The organism is Pseudomonas sp. GR 6-02 (assembly GCF_001655615.1).
Lineage (GTDB): Bacteria > Pseudomonadota > Gammaproteobacteria > Pseudomonadales > Pseudomonadaceae > Aquipseudomonas.
On sequence record NZ_CP011567.1, the window covers coordinates 4,223,605 to 4,241,708 of the forward strand.

General features: G+C 59.5%; 14 protein-coding genes and 1 tRNA gene. 5 read left to right on the forward strand and 10 right to left on the reverse strand.

The genetic code is table 11. The features are described from left to right. Positions 1-67: 67 nt before the first annotated feature. Positions 68-931, reverse strand: coding sequence for a LysR substrate-binding domain-containing protein (locus tag PGR6_RS18585; RefSeq protein WP_018925434.1), 864 nt, complete (start codon positions 929-931; stop codon positions 68-70). 113 nt (positions 932-1,044) lie between these two features. Between PGR6_RS18585 and PGR6_RS18590 the strand changes: the two genes are divergently transcribed. The 3 genes from PGR6_RS18590 to PGR6_RS18600 all read left to right on the forward strand — a co-directional run bounded on the left by PGR6_RS18590 (position 1,045) and on the right by PGR6_RS18600 (position 3,841). Continuing rightward, positions 1,045-2,154 (forward strand): 2-aminoethylphosphonate--pyruvate transaminase, encoded by a 1,110-nt coding sequence (locus PGR6_RS18590; RefSeq protein ID WP_064618891.1) that lies wholly within the window; start codon positions 1,045-1,047, stop codon positions 2,152-2,154. Positions 2,155-2,272: 118 nt separating this feature from the next. Continuing rightward, positions 2,273-3,100 carry a phosphonoacetaldehyde hydrolase gene (gene phnX / locus PGR6_RS18595; protein WP_064618894.1) on the forward strand — a complete coding sequence of 276 codons (828 nt, stop codon included), beginning with the start codon at positions 2,273-2,275 and terminating at the stop codon, positions 3,098-3,100. Between the two features lie 192 nt (positions 3,101-3,292). Continuing rightward, positions 3,293-3,841, forward strand: a complete 549-nt coding sequence (locus PGR6_RS18600) for a cytochrome b (protein WP_018925431.1) — start codon at positions 3,293-3,295, stop codon at positions 3,839-3,841. On the opposite strand, the gene PGR6_RS18605 is transcribed toward PGR6_RS18600, so the two are convergent. Further along, positions 3,838-4,770, reverse strand: coding sequence for a 1-aminocyclopropane-1-carboxylate deaminase/D-cysteine desulfhydrase (locus PGR6_RS18605; protein ID WP_064618897.1), 933 nt, complete (start codon positions 4,768-4,770; stop codon positions 3,838-3,840). The two genes, PGR6_RS18600 and PGR6_RS18605, sit on opposite strands and share 4 nt — an antisense overlap. A 202-nt stretch (positions 4,771-4,972) precedes the next feature. Further along, positions 4,973-7,012 carry an oxidoreductase gene (locus tag PGR6_RS18610; protein WP_064618900.1) on the reverse strand — a complete coding sequence of 680 codons (2,040 nt, stop codon included), beginning with the start codon at positions 7,010-7,012 and terminating at the stop codon, positions 4,973-4,975. 208 nt (positions 7,013-7,220) lie between these two features. Here PGR6_RS18610 and PGR6_RS18615 point away from each other — a divergent pair, with 208 nt between their 5' ends. Both PGR6_RS18615 and PGR6_RS18620 read left to right on the forward strand, forming a co-directional pair. Next, a complete protein-coding gene (locus tag PGR6_RS18615) occupies positions 7,221-8,351 on the forward strand; it encodes a carbon-nitrogen hydrolase family protein (protein WP_064618903.1) in 1,131 nt (376 codons plus the stop codon). Positions 8,352-8,354: 3 nt separating this feature from the next. Further along, positions 8,355-9,440 carry an AraC family transcriptional regulator gene (locus PGR6_RS18620; RefSeq protein ID WP_018925427.1) on the forward strand — a complete coding sequence of 362 codons (1,086 nt, stop codon included), beginning with the start codon at positions 8,355-8,357 and terminating at the stop codon, positions 9,438-9,440. A gap of 291 nt (positions 9,441-9,731) precedes the next feature. Here PGR6_RS18620 and PGR6_RS18625 read toward each other — a convergent pair whose 3' ends face one another. The 7 genes from PGR6_RS18625 to clpP form a co-directional block, all read right to left on the reverse strand. Continuing rightward, positions 9,732-10,589, reverse strand: coding sequence for a DUF2242 domain-containing protein (locus PGR6_RS18625; RefSeq protein ID WP_064618906.1), 858 nt, complete (start codon positions 10,587-10,589; stop codon positions 9,732-9,734). Positions 10,590-10,870: 281 nt separating this feature from the next. Continuing rightward, positions 10,871-12,742 carry a SurA N-terminal domain-containing protein gene (locus tag PGR6_RS18630; RefSeq protein WP_064618909.1) on the reverse strand — a complete coding sequence of 624 codons (1,872 nt, stop codon included), beginning with the start codon at positions 12,740-12,742 and terminating at the stop codon, positions 10,871-10,873. Positions 12,743-12,844: 102 nt separating this feature from the next. Then, a tRNA-Asp gene (locus tag PGR6_RS18635) sits at positions 12,845-12,921 on the reverse strand. A gap of 53 nt (positions 12,922-12,974) precedes the next feature. Next, complete coding sequence (locus tag PGR6_RS18640) at positions 12,975-13,247, reverse strand: HU family DNA-binding protein (protein ID WP_002552737.1); 273 nt, start codon at positions 13,245-13,247, stop codon at positions 12,975-12,977. 151 nt (positions 13,248-13,398) lie between these two features. Then, positions 13,399-15,795, reverse strand: a complete 2,397-nt coding sequence (gene lon, locus PGR6_RS18645) for an endopeptidase La (RefSeq protein ID WP_007940400.1) — start codon at positions 15,793-15,795, stop codon at positions 13,399-13,401. A gap of 232 nt (positions 15,796-16,027) precedes the next feature. Next, positions 16,028-17,311, reverse strand: a complete 1,284-nt coding sequence (gene clpX, locus PGR6_RS18650; protein WP_018925424.1) for an ATP-dependent Clp protease ATP-binding subunit ClpX — start codon at positions 17,309-17,311, stop codon at positions 16,028-16,030. Positions 17,312-17,417: 106 nt separating this feature from the next. After that, a complete protein-coding gene (gene clpP / locus PGR6_RS18655; RefSeq protein ID WP_018925423.1) occupies positions 17,418-18,056 on the reverse strand; it encodes an ATP-dependent Clp endopeptidase proteolytic subunit ClpP in 639 nt (212 codons plus the stop codon). Between the last annotated feature and the right edge of the window lie 48 nt (positions 18,057-18,104).

Consider the following 18,104-nt stretch of genomic DNA (forward strand, 5'->3'; position numbering starts at 1 on the left):
CCGCCAACCTTGCGTACGACGCAAAACCTGTGGGAGCGTGGCTTGCCCGCGATAGCCGCGCCGCGGTCTACCCGACGGGCGCCAGCCCAAAAAACGCCTGTATCAAGCGCAAATCCCGCCGCCGTTCCATACAACCGATCATGTGCCGATTGACCAGCCCCTCGCCAATGATCGGCACCGCCGCCACCCGTGGGTCGTGGCTGACTTCCACCGACGACACCACGCCCACGCCTAACTCGGCGGCCACTGCCTCGGTCACGGCCTCGCGACTGTCCAGTTCCAGCAACACCCGTGGATTGACCCCGGCCTGAACGCACGCCTCGTCGAACGTGCGCCGGGTAATCGAACTCGGCTCGCGCAGCACCATGATCACCTGATCCAGCGCCTTGAGCGGCAGCCCTTGCGACTGCTGCGCCCACGGATGGCCCGCGGGCACCAACGCGCAAATCCTCGACTCGCTCAACCCTTGCAGATGCAACCCTTTGCGCGGCTCCACTTCGGTCAGCACCGCCACGTCGGCATGCTCCGACAGCAACGCCGCGAGGGTTTCCTGGGCATTGCCCAACCGCAGGTTCACGGTGATCCCCGGATAACGCGCACGCAGGCTGGCGAGCATCGGCATGACCATGTGCGGGCCATCCGCCGCCACTTCCAGGCGCCCGGTGAGTAGCTGCCGGTTGGCCTCCAGCATCGCCTGCGCTTCTTCGGCCAGGCCGAACATTGCCCGGGTGATCGCCGCGAGCCTGGTGCCCTCTTCCGTCAACTCGACCCGCCGCGCGGTGCGGCGCAGCAAGGTGATCTGGTAGTGCTCCTCCAGCGCCTTGATGTGCCCGGTGACCGCCGGTTGGCTGATAAACAGGCGCTCAGCGGCGCGGGTGAAGCTGCCCTCTCGGGCCACGGCATCGAAGGCACGCAGCTGGAACAGATTCATGAATAACTCTCACTGATGGCTGGCATAACAACAAACAATTTTATTGATAGCACGCCGAATTGCAATTTATGCCCCGTAGTTTCATCCCACTGAGCTTTTGCAAGGACACAAGAATGCGTACTGCCGAGCCCATCCTGCTCACCCCCGGCCCATTGACCACATCGCAACGTACCCGTCAGGCGATGATGGTCGACTGGGGTTCATGGGATGACCGCTTCAACCAATTGACCGCCAGCCTGTGCGAGAAATTGCTGGTGATCATCAACGCCGGCGACAGCCACCACTGCGTGCCCCTGCAAGGCAGCGGCACGTTCGCGGTCGAAGCGGCGATCGGCACGCTGGTGCCCCGGGACGGCAAAGTCCTGGTGCTGATCAACGGCGCCTACGGCAAACGCCTGGCGAAGATCTGCGAAGTGCTTGGCCGTTCGTTCAGCACCTTCGAAACCGCCGAAGACGAACCGATCACCACCGCCGACGTCGACCGCCTGCTGCAGGCCGACGCCAGCATCACCCACGTCGCCTTGATTCACTGCGAAACCAGCACCGGCATCCTCAACCCGCTGGCGGAAATCGCCCACGTCATCGAGCAGCACGGCAAACGCCTGATCATCGACGCCATGAGCTCGTTTGGCGCCCTGCCGATCGATGCGCAACAGGTGCCTTTCGACGCCCTGATCGCCGCCTCGGGTAAATGCCTGGAGGGCGTGCCGGGGATGGGCTTCGTTTTCGCTCGCAAAGAAGCGCTAGCGAACGCCGCCGGCAACTCGCACTCGCTGGCGATGGACTTGTTCGATCAGCACACCTACATGGCCAAGACCGGTCAATGGCGTTTCACCCCGCCGACCCACGTGGTCGCGGCGCTGCACGAAGCCTTGCTGCAATACCACGAAGAAGGTGGCTTGCCCGCCCGGCATCAGCGCTACGCCAACAACTGCCAGGTGCTGCTCGATGACATGGCCAAACTCGGCCTGCGCAGCTTCCTGCCCGCGGCGATCCAGGCGCCGATCATCGTTACCTTCCACGCGCCGAAAGACCCGCGCTACCAGTTCAAGAAATTCTACGAACGGGTCAAGGCCAAGGGTTTCATCCTCTACCCCGGCAAACTGACCCAGGTCGAAACCTTCCGGGTCGGCTGCATCGGCCACGTCAACCAGGCCGAAATGCACGCAGCGGTGGCGGCCGTGGCCGAGGTGCTGCGCGAGATGGAAGTCATCGAAATCTAAACCACCACTGTTCCCTGTAGGAGCGAGGCTTGCCCGCGAATGCAGACGACACGGTGCGTCAGTTAAACCCTGTAATCGTTCTTCGCGGGCAAGCCTCGCTCCTACAGAGATCAGAGACATGAACTATGTAAACCCAACCAAACTGCAAGCCGCCATCCTCGACTGGGCCGGCACCGTGGTCGACTTCGGCTCCATCGCCCCGACGCAGATTTTCGTCGAAGCCTTCGCCGAGTTCGACGTCCAGGTTTCCATCGAAGAAGCCCGTGGGCCGATGGGCATGGGCAAGTGGGACCACATCCGCACCCTGTGCGATCAGCCATCAGTTGCCGAGCGTTATCGCCAAGTGTTCGGCCGCACGCCGACCGACGATGACGTCACCGCCATCTACCAACGCTTCATGCCGCTGCAGATCAAAAAAATCGCCGAACACTCGGCACTGATTCCGGGCGCCCTGGACACCATCGCCAACCTGCGTCAGCAAGGAATCAAGATCGGCTCGTGCTCCGGCTACCCGAAACAAGTCATGGACAAAGTGGTGGAACTGGCCGCCACCAACGGCTACGTCGCCGATCACGTGGTCGCCACCGACGAAGTGCCCAACGGCCGCCCATGGCCCGCTCAGGCCCTGGCTAATGTGATTGCGCTGGGCATCGACGACGTCGCGGCCTGCCTGAAGATCGACGACACGGTGCCGGGCATTCTCGAAGGTCGCCGTGCCGGCATGTGGACCGTGGCGTTGATCTGCTCCGGTAACGCGCTGGGTCTGGACTACGAAGGTTATCGCGCGCTAAGCAGCGACCAACTGGCCAGCGAACGCAAGCGCATTCATGCCCTGTTCGAAGGCTCGCGACCGCACTACATGATCGACACCATCACCGATTTGCCCGAGGTGATCGCCGACATCAACAAGCGCCTGGCCAACGGCGAGATGCCGCAAGCCAACTGATCGCACCCCTCGCCTCATAATACAAGCGCCAGTTCCTTGGATGGAACTGACGCTTTTTTGTGGTCGATCACTTGATTTAGAGCATTGAGCGGCCCATTTGCCTCGGGCAAATCCTGCGAAACAGGATTACAGTTAGTGCACGCCGTCGAACAAGAACGGTGACTTCAGACCAGAATTGTGAGGAAACACCGTATGCCCTGGAAGAATTCCGAATCACGCTACAGCACCGTATCGATCGCGCTGCACTGGTTGATGCTGGTTCTGTTAATACTGGTCTACGCCTGTATCGAATTTCGCGGGATCTTTCCCAAAGGCAGTGGCGGCCGAACGCTGATCAAGGAAGCGCACTTCATGCTCGGCCTGACCGTGTTCGTGCTGGTCTGGTTGCGGCTGTTCGCCCGCAGCCTGGGGCCGGCACCGCAGATATTCCCCGCCTCCCCTCGCTGGCAAACCGTGGTTGCCAGGCTGATGCATTGGGCACTGTATATTTTCATGATCACCGTGCCGGTTCTGGGTTGGCTGACTACCAGCGCCGAGGGGCATCGGGTGATGTTCTATGGCGTCGACTTGCCATTGCTGATCGAAGAAAACAAACCGCTGGCCAAGCAGTTCCAAGGCTGGCATGAGCTCGGCGCCACCATCGGTTATTGGCTGATCGGGTTGCACGCGGTGGCCGGGATTTACCACCACTATGTGGTGCGCGATAACACCTTGCTGCGGATGATGCCCAAACGCGGTTAATCGCGACCGCTTTGCTCGAAACCCCGGCGGCCCTGCAGGCCGCCGGTGTGGATGAAGATCAGGCGCGTGCCTTGGGGAAATTTACCAGCTTCGACTTGTTGCTTGAGAGCCATGAGCGCTTTTCCGGTGTACAGCGGCTCGAAAAGAATACCGCTGGCCTGTTCGGTCTGCTCGATGAATGCAAGCAGCTGCGGATCGACTTTGGCAAAACCGCCACGGCTGGCGTCCAGTAGTTCATACAAGGGATCGACCCAACCGGCTTCCCGCCCGATCATCTCGACCTGCTGCGCCACGCCATGATCATCGGGCACCGCCAGCGCGCCATACACCGGGTGTTCACCCGCCTCGGCCAGCACCAGACCGGCCAGGGTCGTGCCCGTTCCGCAGGCCAGCCACCAGCCGTCGTAATGGCTCCAGCCCAGACCACTCAGTTGCTCGCGGGCCTGCGCCACCAGCTGCATGCAGCCCTTCGCCCCACGCAAGCCACCACCACCTTCCGGCACCGGTTGCAGCTCGGGATACTGCGCCCGCCACGGCTGCCAGAAACCCGGCTCATGCCGCGCTCGATAACCGCCATAACCCAGCCAGTGCAACTGCATGCCGAACGCCTGCAAGTCCTTTACTGTCGGGGTGTCTTGCGGATGCCCGCGCAGCAAACCGACCGTGGTGAACCCGAAGCGCTTGCCTGCGGCGGCCAATGCGTGGAGATGGTTGGAGTGAGCACCGCCCAGGCTGATGATGCCTTGGGCGCCGTTCTGGTCGGCGGCTTTCAGGTGTTCGATGAGTTTGAACCACTTGTTGCCGCTGATCAGCGGGTCGATCTGGTCCAGACGCAGGATGGCAACGTCGATGCCGGCGGTGGTGAGCCAGTCGAGGTGAAGGGGTTCGAGAGGGGCTTGGGGGAGCCAGTCGGCAGGAGGAAAAAGCATTGATGCGTTACGTTCTGACGAAAAACAGGAGTCTATCAGCCAGCACGAACCCTGTAGCAGCTGCCGAAGGCTGCGTTCGGCTGCGAAGCAGTCGTCAATCCTGACACCTCGGTTTATCTGGAATACCGCGATGGCTGATTTTGCGACTGCTGCGCAGCCGAACGCAGGCTGCGCCAGCTGCTACAAGGGATAGCTGCGAACGTTAGAGTTCAGCCGCCAACCGCGACCCCTGGTTGATCGCACGCTTGGCATCCAGCTCCGCCGCCACGTCCGCGCCGCCGATCAAGTGCACGTTCTGCCCGGCCGCAACCAGACCGTCGTGCAACTCGCGCAATGGATCCTGCCCGGCGCAGATCACGATGTTGTCCACCGGCAGCACCTGCGGTTCGCCGCTTTCGCCGATGCGGATGTGCAGGCCTTCGTCGTCGATCTTCAGGTACTCGACGCTGTTGAGCATTTGCACCTTTTTGTTCTTCAGACCGGTGCGGTGAATCCAGCCGGTGGTCTTGCCCAGGCCATCACCGACCTTGGAGGTCTTGCGTTGCAGCAGGAATACTTCGCGGGCCGGCGCATGCGGCGCAGCCTTGATGCCCGCGACACCGCCACGCGCTTCAAGGTGCGTATCGATACCCCACTCCTTCCAGAACGCGTCGCGGTCCTGACTGGTGGCCACGCCTTCGTGCACGAGGAATTCCGACACGTCGAAACCGATACCGCCAGCGCCGATTACCGCGACGCGTTTGCCCACCGGTTTACGCTCGAGGATCACGTCCAGGTAGCTCAGCACCTTGGCGTGCTCGACACCCGGAATCGCCGGCACCCGCGGCGCGATGCCGGTAGCGAGGATGATTTCGTCGTAACCGCCCTCGACCAGCTGCGCCACGTCCACACGGGTGTTCAGGCACAGCTCGACGTTGCTGGTCTGCAACTTGCGGTTGAAGTAGCGCAGGGTTTCGAAGAACTCTTCCTTGCCCGGCACGCGCTTGGCGATGTTGAACTGGCCGCCGATTTCGCTGGCCGAATCGAACAGCGTCACCTGATGACCGCGCTCGGCGGCCACGGTGGCGGCGGACAGCCCCGCGGGACCGGCGCCAACCACGGCGATTTTCTTGATCTGCTGCACCGGCAGGTAATTGAGTTCGGTTTCATGGCAGGCCCGCGGGTTCACCAGGCAACTGGTCAACTTGCCGCCGAACGTGTGATCCAGGCAAGCCTGGTTGCAACCGATGCAGGTATTGATTTCATCGGCACGGCCGGCCGCCGCCTTGTTGACGAAGTCCGGGTCGGCGAGGAACGGCCGCGCCATCGACACCATGTCGGCATCGCCTTCGGCCAGGATCTGCTCGGCGACTTCCGGGGTGTTGATGCGGTTGGTGGTGATCAGCGGAATACTCACCGAACCACGCAGTTTCGCCGTGACCTTGCTGAACGCTGCACGCGGCACCTTGGTGGCAATGGTCGGAATCCGCGCTTCGTGCCAGCCGATGCCGGTGTTGATGATGGTCGCGCCCGCCTGCTCGATGGCCTTGGCTAACTGCACGATTTCTTCCCAGGTGCTACCGCCTTCCACCAGGTCGAGCATCGACAGGCGGAAGATAATGATGAAGTTCGGGCCGACCGCTTCGCGCACCCGACGGACGATTTCCACCGGCAGGCGCATGCGGTTTTCGTAGACACCTCCCCAGCGGTCAGTGCGATGGTTGGTGTGGGCCGCGAGGAACTGGTTAATGAAATAACCTTCGGAACCCATGATCTCGACGCCGTCGTACTCGGCTTTTTGCGCCAGGGTCGAGCAGGTAACGAAATCGCTGATCTGCTTCTCGATGCCTTCCTCGTCCAGCTCTTTAGGCTTGAACGGGTTGATCGGCGCCTGGATCGCGCTCGGCGCCACCTGTTTCGGGCTGTAGGCATAACGCCCGGCATGCAGGATCTGCATGCAGATCTTGCCGCCCGCCTCGTGCACCGCGCGGGTGACGATCCGGTGTTTGAGCGCTTCTTCATCGGAGGTCAGCTTGGCCGCGCCCGAGTAAACCCCACCCTCATCGTTCGGGCCGATACCGCCAGTGACCATCAGGCCTACGCCGCCACGGGCACGTTCGGCAAAGTACGCGGCCATGCGCTCGAAACCGCCGGGTTTTTCCTCGAGGCCCGTGTGCATCGAACCCATCAGGGTACGGTTGCGCAACGTGGTAAAACCCAGGTCCAGCGGGGCCAACAGGTGCGGGTAATGAGCGGCGGCCATCGGTAACTCCACAACGAGCGATCACGGAAAATTTGCAGGAGCTCTTCGGCCCCCGTCAGTCATGTTCGACAGACTAAGAGTCGCACCGCTGTCACTCAATGACCGTAACTGACAACTTATTGATCCAAATGCGCAGCGCCCCTTGGCAAGCGCTGGCATGGGCCCTACCCTAGTCGCGAACCCTGCACACGGCCGCTGACTGTTTTCCATGCGCAAACTTCTGTACCTGACCGTCTCCATGGCGTTGATCGCCGTTCTGACGACCTACGCGATGTGGGCCGCGGACCGTCCGGTGGGTCATTACCTGTCGGACCTGCGCATCAATCTCGCGGTCGATCAGGGCACACCCGCCGATCGTGGCAATCTGCTGGGCATCCAGCCCGAGCTGTTCCCCACCGACTATCAAAGCCCTGAACGCCTGCACCGCAAGCTCGCGGCCTATTTGCAGAAGGCCCAGGACCAGGGCCTGCTGAATGAAAAAACCATCGTCGTACTGCCTGAACATGTCGGCACCTGGCTGATGGTCAGCGGCGAGAAAGACGAGCTGTACCAGGCCACCACCCTCAAGGAAGCCATGAACTGGCTGGCGGTGAGCAACCCGCTGCAGTTCATCCGCGCCCTGATCAGCGCCGAAGGCAGCAACCGTCTCGACGACGCGCACTTGCGGATGAAAGCCAAACGCATGGCCAAGGATTACCAGGCGCTGTTCGGTGGCCTGGCGAAAGAATTCCACGTGACCCTGGTGGCCGGTTCCATCGTGCTGCCCGAGCCGAGCGTCAGCGACGGCACCCTGCACATCGGTCGCGGCGCGCTGTACAACAGCAGCGTGGTGTTCGGTCGCGACGGCCTGCCAATCGGCCAGCCCCAGCGACAAGTGCACCCGACGTTCGCTGGACGTGGCACGCTCCAAGGCAATTCCGATCATCCGGTCAACGTCGTCGACACCCCGGCCGGACGCCTCGGCGTGCTGATCGGCAGCGACAGCTGGTACCCCGACAACTACCGCAAACTTGACGCCCAAGGCGCGCAACTGGTGGCGGTCCCGGCGTTCGTCGTCGGGCGTGGGTCCTGGGATCAACCATGGCGCGGCTATAGAGGCCTGCCCGCGCCGGGCTCTGTCAGCCTCAAGGCCGGCGAACTCAGCGAAGGTCAGGCCTGGCAGCGGCTGACGCTGACCGCCCAACCACCGGCCAGCCAGAGCATCGCCGGCATGAGTGTGTTCCTGCGCGGTCAGTTCTGGGACAAGAGCAGCGCCGGTCAAAGCTTCCTCAGCAGCAACGGGCAGCATTTCGCCGACAGCGATGCCCGCGGCGCGCAATTGCTGAACCTCTGGTTGTAAGCGATGAAACCGCAGCCGATGCGCCTCGGGGATCTGTCGGTGGGCTTCGTCCATAGCCTGGCCGACGCCGTGCGCAGCCATGGCCTGGACCCACAACCGTTGCTGGAACAGTACGGCCTCGACGCCGCGCGACTGGCCGAAGCCGGCGCCCGCCTGTCGATCCCGCGCTACATGCGTCTGGGCCACGGCGCTATTCAACTGACCGACGACCCGGCGCTGGGTTTGCGCATGGGCCAGCTCAGTCGCCTGAGCCAGGCCGGCTTGGCCGGCGTCACCGCCGCCCAGGCTCCCACCGTGCGCGAAGCGGCGCGCTGCCTGATTCGTTTCGAAGCGCTGTACGGCTCCAACTATCGAGGCCAGTCGAGCTTTCACGAAGACGCCCAAGGCGCCTGGCTGCGGTTCTATTCGATCAGCCCCTACAACGCCTACAACCGCTTCGTGGTGGATTCGATCATCGCTGGCTGGTTGCAGCAATTGTCCAGCGTGAGCCCTGCCCCACTGCGCGCCGAACGAATCGAGATCGAATTTGACGCACCGGATTACCTTGAGGCCTATGCCGTACTCGGCGACTGTCCGATTCAGTTTGGCGCCGAACAGAATCAACTGCGCCTGGGCCTGGACAGCCTCGCCCAGCGCAACCCGGAGCACTGCCCGAGCACCTGGCGGCACCTGCTGCAACTGTGTGAACGGGAACTTGAGCAACTGACACGCACCCGCAGCCTGCGTGAACGCATCACTCAGTTGCTGGGCCCGTTGCTCAATGGTGGCCGGGAACCCGACCTGGAAGAAGTGGCGGCACGCCTGAAGCTGCCAACCTGGACCTTGCGCCGCAAACTCACCGAGGAAGGCACGCAATTTCGTGCAATTCTCAACGATACACGTCGTGACCTGGCCATGACCTACATCCGCGACACTGAACTGGCGTTCGGCGAAATCGCCTATCTTCTGGGGTTTGCCTCAGCCGAAGCCTTTCAGCGCGCTTTCAAACGCTGGAACGGCCAGACGCCCGGCGAGTTTCGCCGCAGTCAGCGTAATTACAGCTCGGTAGCGTCTTCGGCCGGTTCCAGCGGGTCCAGTTCAAAGGCCTGATACTCGAGCAGTTCTTCTTGATAATCGTCCATTATTAAACCCCCATTGCTTGTTGAAAAAATCGCTTGAATAAATGACCAACGCCTTGAGCATAAAGTGCCCGCATGAAAGAAAAATGACGCGGGTACGACACTACGTCGCTACTGAATAAAACGTAGCAGGTGGTCAGGAATTTATCACTGGATTTTTCGACACGGACTGTGGGAATACAGCCCGACTTGATGTGGATCAGTCTTGAAGGACGTTACGGGAGCGGTATCGTCTGACCCGCCCCCATAACAAGCAAGCCCATTACTGGCCGGAGACAGGTATCGCCGAAATCGGCTCGGTCGGCGGCGGCAGCGTGCTCGAGTCCGCTACTGGAGTGACCGTTTCCGTGGACGACGTCGGCTCGGTGCTCTTGGCCGGGGTAATCGGCGCTGTTTCAGCAGGCGGCACAACAGGCTCCGAAGTGGCAGGCGCGGCGGCAGGTGCGGGCTCGGCTGCCGGCGCTGGTGCAGGTGCAGGTGCAGGTTCTGCCGCCGGTGCCGGGGTTGGCGCCAACTGAGCGGGCGCAGCCTTGGCTTCAGGCATCCCCAGTTCGGTTTTCGGCTTCTCGATAATGTGCGCGGCCTTCTTCGCTTCCGGCGGCAGGAACAGTTCGACCAGGGTAAAGAAACGCTCGTAGAACTTGGCCGAGGACACGGTTTCACTGGCGACCTTGACCATCGAATCATCGGACGAGCCGATCGGCATCGATACCGAGCCCAATACGCCGACGCCGAGGCTGGCGGAGTTGTTGGTCTTTTTCAGCGCATATCGGTCCTGCAGGGCGTTGGCGAACATGGTCGCATGGTGCCCCTCGCTGCCGTCATCGGCACAAACCACACTGAAGCTGATCTCCATATGGGTTTCGCCAGTCTGCTGGAAGCTCTTGTGCCCACTGACCAGTTTCGGATCGCTGCTGGTGATGATGTAACCCTGGCTAAGCAAGGCCCGACGGGCGGCTTCGCAGGTTTGCGCATCGGTCACCGGGTAGCTGCGCGAAAACGTTCCCGAGTCGTCGAAGTTCTCATGCTCATAGATGGCGGCCTTCTTCGACGAACAACCGGCAGCGGCGGCCAGCACCAAGGCCAGCCCTACAACACGCATGGGAATTGATTTAAACATTGAACATCCTGAGGAAAACGGTTCGAGGCGTATTGTGCAACAGATCGATGCTTAGCGGAGCAACGATTGTCTAAAACGGCTACAGATTCATTGACCATCATCTCGGGAGAAAGTCCCGCCGGAGCAAAAATCAAAAGGTCACCGCCCGTGGCAGCGCCTAAAGATGACCGCGCCCCCCCTCTGAAAGCGCTAGCGCAGGCTGCGATCTTTTCGTTTCCCCCATAAAAAAACCCCAACCTTTCGGCTGGGGTCCTTTGTGTCGCGCAAAACTCAGTCAGGCATCAGAAACGCTTGATCTCAGCCTCACGCTCCAGCAGCTTGCGGTAGGCCGCGAAGTCTTGCTGGCCAATGCGCGAGGCGAGGAAGCGACGGTATTGAGCCTTCTCTTCTTCGGTCGGCGCAGCGCCTTCATTCACGCCGTTCAGACGCACGACCACCAGGCTACCATCGGCCAGGGTCACGCTGCTGAAGGTCGGCTTGTCCTTGGAGACTGGCTTGGGCATGCGGAACAACGCTTGCAGCACGGTTGGGTCGACCCCTTCCTGAGCGCGAGTCGCGGTTGCGGTAACTTTCCAGTTCTGACCATCGATCGCCTTGTCCAGTGCAGTCTTGCCATCACGCAAGCTGGCGATCAGTTGATCGGCCTTGGTCTTGGCGGCGGCACTGGCGTGCTCCTTGGTCAATTGCACGCGGATGCTGGCAGCCACGCTTTCCAGCGGCAGTTGCTCAGGCTTGCGGTGCTCCTTGGCGCGCAGCACGATCACGGTTTCCGGATCCAGCTCGATGGCGGTGCTGTTGGCACCCTCATCCAGCACTTCAGGACTGAATGCAGCGGTCACCACGGCACGATTGGCCGCAACGCCTTCGCCACCTTCACGGCCGAATGGCGCGGACGTGTGAACGGTCAGCTTCAGATCTTGTGCCGGCTGGGCCAGATCAGAGGACTCGAACGAGGAGTCTTCCAATTGCTTGGTCGCTTCGACGAAACGCTGCTCGACTTGCTGGGTTTTCAACTCGCGGGTCAGCTTGTCTTTCAGGCTGGCGAACGTTGGCACTTCAGGCGCTTCGACACCCAACAGCTTGATCAGGTGGAAACCGAAGTCAGTGCGGACCGGCTCCGAGACCTGATCCTTGGCCAACGAATACAGGGCTTTTTCAAACGCTGGATCGTAGACGCCCGGACCGGCAAAACCGAGGTCACCGCCGTTGGTCGCCGAACCTGGATCCTGGGAGAACTCCTTGGCCAGGGCCTCGAAACTCTCGCCCTTGGCCAGGCGCGCCTGAACTTCTTCGATCTTGGCCTTGGCTTGCGCCTCGGTCACCTTGTCGTTCACTTCGATCAGAATGTGCGCAGCCCGGCGTTGCTCGGACAGGTTCGCGGTTTCTTTCTGATACGCCGCTTGCAAGTCTTCGTCCTTGACGCTGACCTGATCGAAGAAGGATGCCTTCTTCAATTCAAGGTAATCGATGACCACCTGATCCGGCGTCATGAACTCCTTGGCGTGTTCGTCGTAGTAGGCCTTGACCTCATCGTCGGTCAGTTTCACTGCCGCCGGGTCTGCCTTGATGTTCACGGTGGCGAAATCACGGGTCTGCTTTTCCAGACGGGCGAAGGCCAACACCTGTGCATCGGTGACGAAACCGCTACCGGCCAGGCCAGCGCGCAGCTGACCGATCAGCATTTCCTGAGCCAGCATCTGACGGAATTGCAGACGGCTGTAGCCCAGTTGACGGATGACCTGGTCGAAACGCTCAGGGCTGAACTTGCCGTTCACCTGGAACTCAGGCGTTTGCAGGATCACCTGATCCAAAGCGGCTTCGGAGAAAGCGAATTTCGATTTTTCTGCGCCTTGCAGCAGCAGTTTGCGATCGATCAGGCCTTTGAGGGCCGATTCGCGCAGCATTTTTTCGTCGAGCAAGGAAGCATCGAAATCCTTGCCCAGCTGTTGCATGAGCTGACGGCGTTGCATATCGACCGCCTGGCTCAGCTCGTTCTGGCTGATTTCTTCGCCGTTGACCTTGGCCGCGTCATTTTTGTGCGTCGTGGCCTTGAAAATAGCGTCGAAACCGGTCAAAGCCATCAGTGCAACGATGACCCCGATAATGGTCTTGGCAATCCAGCCTTGTGAATTGTCCCTGATATTCTGCAGCATGCGTCCCCCAGAAACGGTTGAACTTCAAAATTAGGCAACCGTGGAGCGTGGGTAGAATCCGGATAGAAGAAAGGCGCATCCGAGGATGCGCCTTCTCGTAACTGGCGGAGCGGACGGGACTCGAACCCGCGACCCCCGGCGTGACAGGCCGGTATTCTAACCGACTGAACTACCGCTCCGCTGCCAAGTCAGGAATGACCCCGACCCGGATAGGCAAAAACCTGAATCGAACTTAGTTGACAGCTTCTTTCAGTGCTTTACCGGCTTTGAAACCTGGTTTTTTGGCTGCTGCGATTTCCAGCGTCTTACCGGTCTGTGGGTTACGACCGATGCGAGCTGGACGATCAGTTACGGAGAAAGTACCGAAACCAACCAGAACAACAGAATCACCAGCCTTGAGAGCGCCAGTGACGGATTCGATTACAGCGTCCAGCGCACGGCCAGCAGCAGCTTTCGGGATATCAGCGGATGCAGCGATAGCATCAATCAGTTCCGACTTGTTCACTCTAAGTCCCCTTATATCTATTTGAGTTTGATTCTAAGTTTTTTGGTGAAAGCAAAAAAAACGAGTGCTGAATGGCCTACAGACACTTAAGAGCCGCTTTATAACAAGGGCTCTAAAAAACTGTCAAGGAAGCCCCCCAGGCAAATGCGTACTAATGCGTGCTAATTCTTTCCTTAGAGTCAGACTCGCGTTTGTCATCCTTTGCAACGATCTCCGGAACCACATCCGGCAAGGGTTCCGGCGCGTATTGCAGCGCAATTTGCAGGACCTCGTCAATCCATTTAACGGGTTTAATCTGTAGATCTTGCTTGATGTTGTCAGGAATTTCCTTCAGATCGCGTACGTTCTCTTCAGGAATGATCACCGTCTTGATTCCGCCACGGTGAGCAGCCAGCAGTTTTTCCTTCAAGCCACCGATCGCCAGCACCTGCCCACGCAAGGTGATTTCGCCGGTCATGGCGACGTCCGCTCTTACAGGAATGCCAGTCAATGCCGACACCAGGGCCGTGCACATGCCTACACCGGCGCTAGGGCCGTCTTTCGGGGTTGCCCCTTCAGGCATATGGATATGCGTGTCGCGCTTCTCGTGGAAGTCCAGGGGAATCCCCAGGCTCTTAGCACGGCTGCGAACGACGGTCAGGGCTGCGGTGATCGATTCGACCATCACGTCACCCAGAGAACCGGTCTTGATCAGCTGGCCTTTACCCGGCACGACTGCGGCTTCGATGGTCAGCAATTCGCCGCCCACCTGGGTCCACGCCAGGCCGGTGACCTGACCGATCTGATCCTGCTGTTCAGCCAGGCCGTAACGGAATTTACGCACGCCCAGGAAGTGTTCCAGCATCTCGGCTGTCACCTTCACCGAGAAGCGTTTTTCCAGAGCATGCTCTTTGACCGCCTTGCGGCAAACCTTGGCAATCTGGCGCTCCAGCCCACGTACACCGGCTTCGCGGGTGTAGTAGCGAATGATGTCGCGAATCGCTTCGGCGTCGAATTCCAGCTCGCCTTTCTTCAGGCCGTTGGCAGCAATCTGCTTGGGCGAAAGGTATTTGACGGCGATGTTGATCTTCTCGTCTTCGGTGTAACCCGGCAGACGAATCACTTCCATCCGGTCCAGCAGCGCCGGTGGAATATTCATCGAGTTGGAGGTGCACAGGAACATCACATCGGACAGGTCGTAGTCGACTTCCAGATAGTGATCGTTGAAGTTGTGGTTTTGCTCGGGGTCGAGCACTTCCAGCAACGCCGACGCTGGATCGCCACGCATGTCGCTGCCCATTTTGTCGATTTCATCGAGCAGGAACAGCGGGTTGCGGACGCCCACCTTTGTCATCTTTTGAATCAATCTTCCTGGCATCGAACCGATATAAGTCCGGCGATGACCACGAATTTCCGCCTCATCGCGCACGCCACCGAGGGCCATGCGGACGAATTTGCGGTTGGTTGCATGCGCAATCGACTCCGCCAGAGAGGTTTTACCCACCCCTGGAGGACCGACCAGGCACAATACCGGGCCGCGAATCTTCTTCACGCGCTTCTGCACGGCGAGGTATTCAAGGATCCGCTCTTTGACTTCTTCCAGACCGTAGTGGTCGGCGTCGAGAATGTCTTCGGCACGGGCCAGGTCCAGGCGCACTTTGCTCTGGGCTTTCCATGGCACTTGAACCAGCCAGTCGATGTACGAACGCACCACGGTCGCTTCCGCGGACATTGGCGACATTTGCTTCAGCTTGTTCAGTTCGGCCTGAGCCTTGGCCAACGCATCTTTCGGCAGACCGGCGGCATCGATGCGCTTTTTCAGCTCTTCGATTTCGTTGTGGCCTTCGTCGCTGTCGCCCAGCTCTTTCTGAATAGCCTTCATCTGCTCATTCAGGTAGTACTCGCGCTGGCTGCGCTCCATTTGCTTCTTAACGCGGCCGCGAATGCGTTTTTCGACTTGCAGCAGATCGATCTCGGCATCCAGCAACGCCAGAACGTGCTCGACCCGGGCCGACAAATCGATGATTTCGAGGATTTCCTGCTTCTGCTCGATCTTCAGGGCCATGTGCGCGGCCATGGTGTCGACCAGGCGGCCCGGCTCGTCGATGCTGTTGAGCGACGACAGGACTTCAGCGGGGACTTTCTTGCCCAGCTGCACATATTGTTCGAATTGAGCCAGCAGGCTGCGGACAAACACTTCCGATTCGCGCTCTGGCGCTTCGGTTTCGTCGATCAACGAGACTTCGGCACGGCAGTGGCCGTCGACTTCGCTGAAGCGCTCCACGGCGCCCCGCTGCTCGCCTTCGACAAGAACCTTGACGGTGCCGTCAGGCAGTTTGAGCAGCTGCAGAACGGTAGCAATGGTGCCTACGCGATAAAGTGCTTCTTCACCGGGATCGTCGTCAGCAGGATTCCGCTGAGCCAGCAGAAGGATCTGCTTGTCGCCCGTCATCGCTGCCTCGAGAGCTTCGATGGATTTCTCGCGCCCCACGAACAGCGGGATAACCATGTGCGGATAAACCACGACATCACGCAATGGCAGGAGAGGCAATTCGATGGTCGTCTTCATGATTTCGCCTCTACGGCGGCCATAAGGCCGTAAACAGATGGAAGTAAGCTTGAAACCAAGATGGGGGCTGTTTTCAAAAAAAACAAGCGGATAAAAGAATCACTTAAAAAATCAGAGCTTACGGTAGCGCCTGCATTTATCCCGGCGCATCCAGAAATTCAGGTTAGCTGCCCCGTCTCCCACAATAGCAAAGGGGCCCGAAGGCCCCTTCTTTATTCCAGCAGTGTGACGCTTAAGCGTCTGGCGCTGCCTTGGCAGTCGGCTCACTGTTCTCATAGAGATACAGAGGCTTGGACTTGCCTTCTATAACGCTTTCGTCGATCACTACTTTACTCACCTCGGACTGCGAGGGGATTTCATACATAGTGTCGAGCAATACACCTTCGAGAATCGAGCGCAGGCCACGGGCACCGGTTTTGCGTTCCAGGGCACGTTTGGCGACCGATTTCAGCGCGTCGGCCCGGAATTCCAGGTCCACGCCTTCCATCTCGAACAGCTTGGCATACTGCTTGGTCAGGGCATTCTTCGGCTCGGTGAGAATCTGCATCAGCGCAGCCTCATCAAGCTCGTCCAGCGTGGCAAGTACCGGCAGACGCCCGACGAATTCCGGGATCAGACCGAACTTGACCAGATCGTCAGGCTCGACTTCACGCAGGGATTCACCGACTTTCTTGCCTTCTTCCTTGCTGCGCACTTCTGCGTTGAAGCCGATGCCGCCACGGGTGGAACGGTTTTGAATAACCTTTTCCAGACCGGAGAACGCACCACCGCAGATGAACAGGATGTTACGGGTGTCGACCTGAAGGAATTCCTGCTGCGGATGCTTGCGACCACCTTGAGGTGGAACGGAAGCGACCGTGCCTTCGATCAACTTGAGCAGGGCCTGCTGCACGCCTTCACCGGAAACGTCCCGGGTGATCGACGGGTTGTCAGACTTGCGCGAGATCTTGTCGATCTCATCGATGTAGACAATGCCCATCTGGGCCTTTTCTACGTCGTAATCGCACTTCTGCAGCAGCTTCTGAATGATGTTCTCGACATCTTCGCCCACATAACCCGCCTCGGTGAGGGTGGTTGCGTCGGCGATGGTGAACGGAACGTTCAGCAAGCGGGCCAGAGTTTCGGCAAGCAGGGTTTTACCCGAGCCTGTCGGGCCGATCAGCAAGATGTTGCTTTTGCCGAGTTCGACGTCGTCATTCTTTTTGTCGCGCTGGTTCAGACGCTTGTAGTGGTTGTACACCGCTACGGCCAGAACCTTTTTCGCACGTTCCTGACCAATCACGTACTGATCAAGGATGCCGCTGATTTCTTTAGGCGAAGGCAATTTATGCGCGCTGCTTTCGGCCTGGGCTTCCTGCACCTCCTCACGGATGATGTCATTGCACAGGTCGACGCACTCGTCGCAGATAAAGACCGAGGGGCCGGCAATCAATTTGCGTACTTCATGCTGGCTTTTGCCACAGAAGGAGCAATAGAGCAGTTTTCCGTTGTCCTCGCCGTTGCGGGTGTCAGTCATTCGATCGATCCAAATCCGATAGGCTTGCAACACAAGATGAAGGCAATTGCAGGCTTTTTCAAGCCCGCAGGCGGTCAGTTACCCCGACCACCTACATTTGGGCTGCTTAGGCGGGCATTTTACGCTTGTCGATCACGGAGTCGATCAGGCCATATTCAGCCGCACGCTCAGCGCTCATGAAGTTGTCGCGCTCGGTATCGCGCTCGATGGTTTCGAGGCTCTGACCGGTGTGATGAGCCAACAGCTGGTTCAAACGCGAACGAATGTGGAGGATTTCCTTGGCATGGATGTCGATGTCCGACGCCTGACCCTGGAAGCCGCCCAACGGCTGGTGAATCATCATGCGCGAGTTCGGCAGGCAGAAACGCTTGCCGGCAGCACCACCGGCAAGCAGGAAGGCACCCATGCTGCAGGCCTGACCGATGCAGGTGGTGGAAACGTCTGGCTTGATGAACTGCATGGTGTCGTAGATCGACATGCCCGCAGTCACCGAACCGCCTGGTGAGTTGATGTAAAGATGGATGTCCTTGTCCGGGTTTTCCGCTTCAAGGAACAGCAGTTGCGCCGCAACCAGGTTGGCCATGTAGTCTTCTACCGGACCTACCAGGAAGATCACTCGCTCCTTCAACAGGCGCGAGTAGATGTCATAGGCACGTTCGCCACGGGCAGACTGCTCGATAACCATCGGGACCAGACCGCCTGCGGCCTGGATGTCAGAGCTCTGATAATAAGAATTGCGGGACATGTCTCGCAGTCACTCCCAAATAGTTATGTCTTGAATACGCATAAGCCA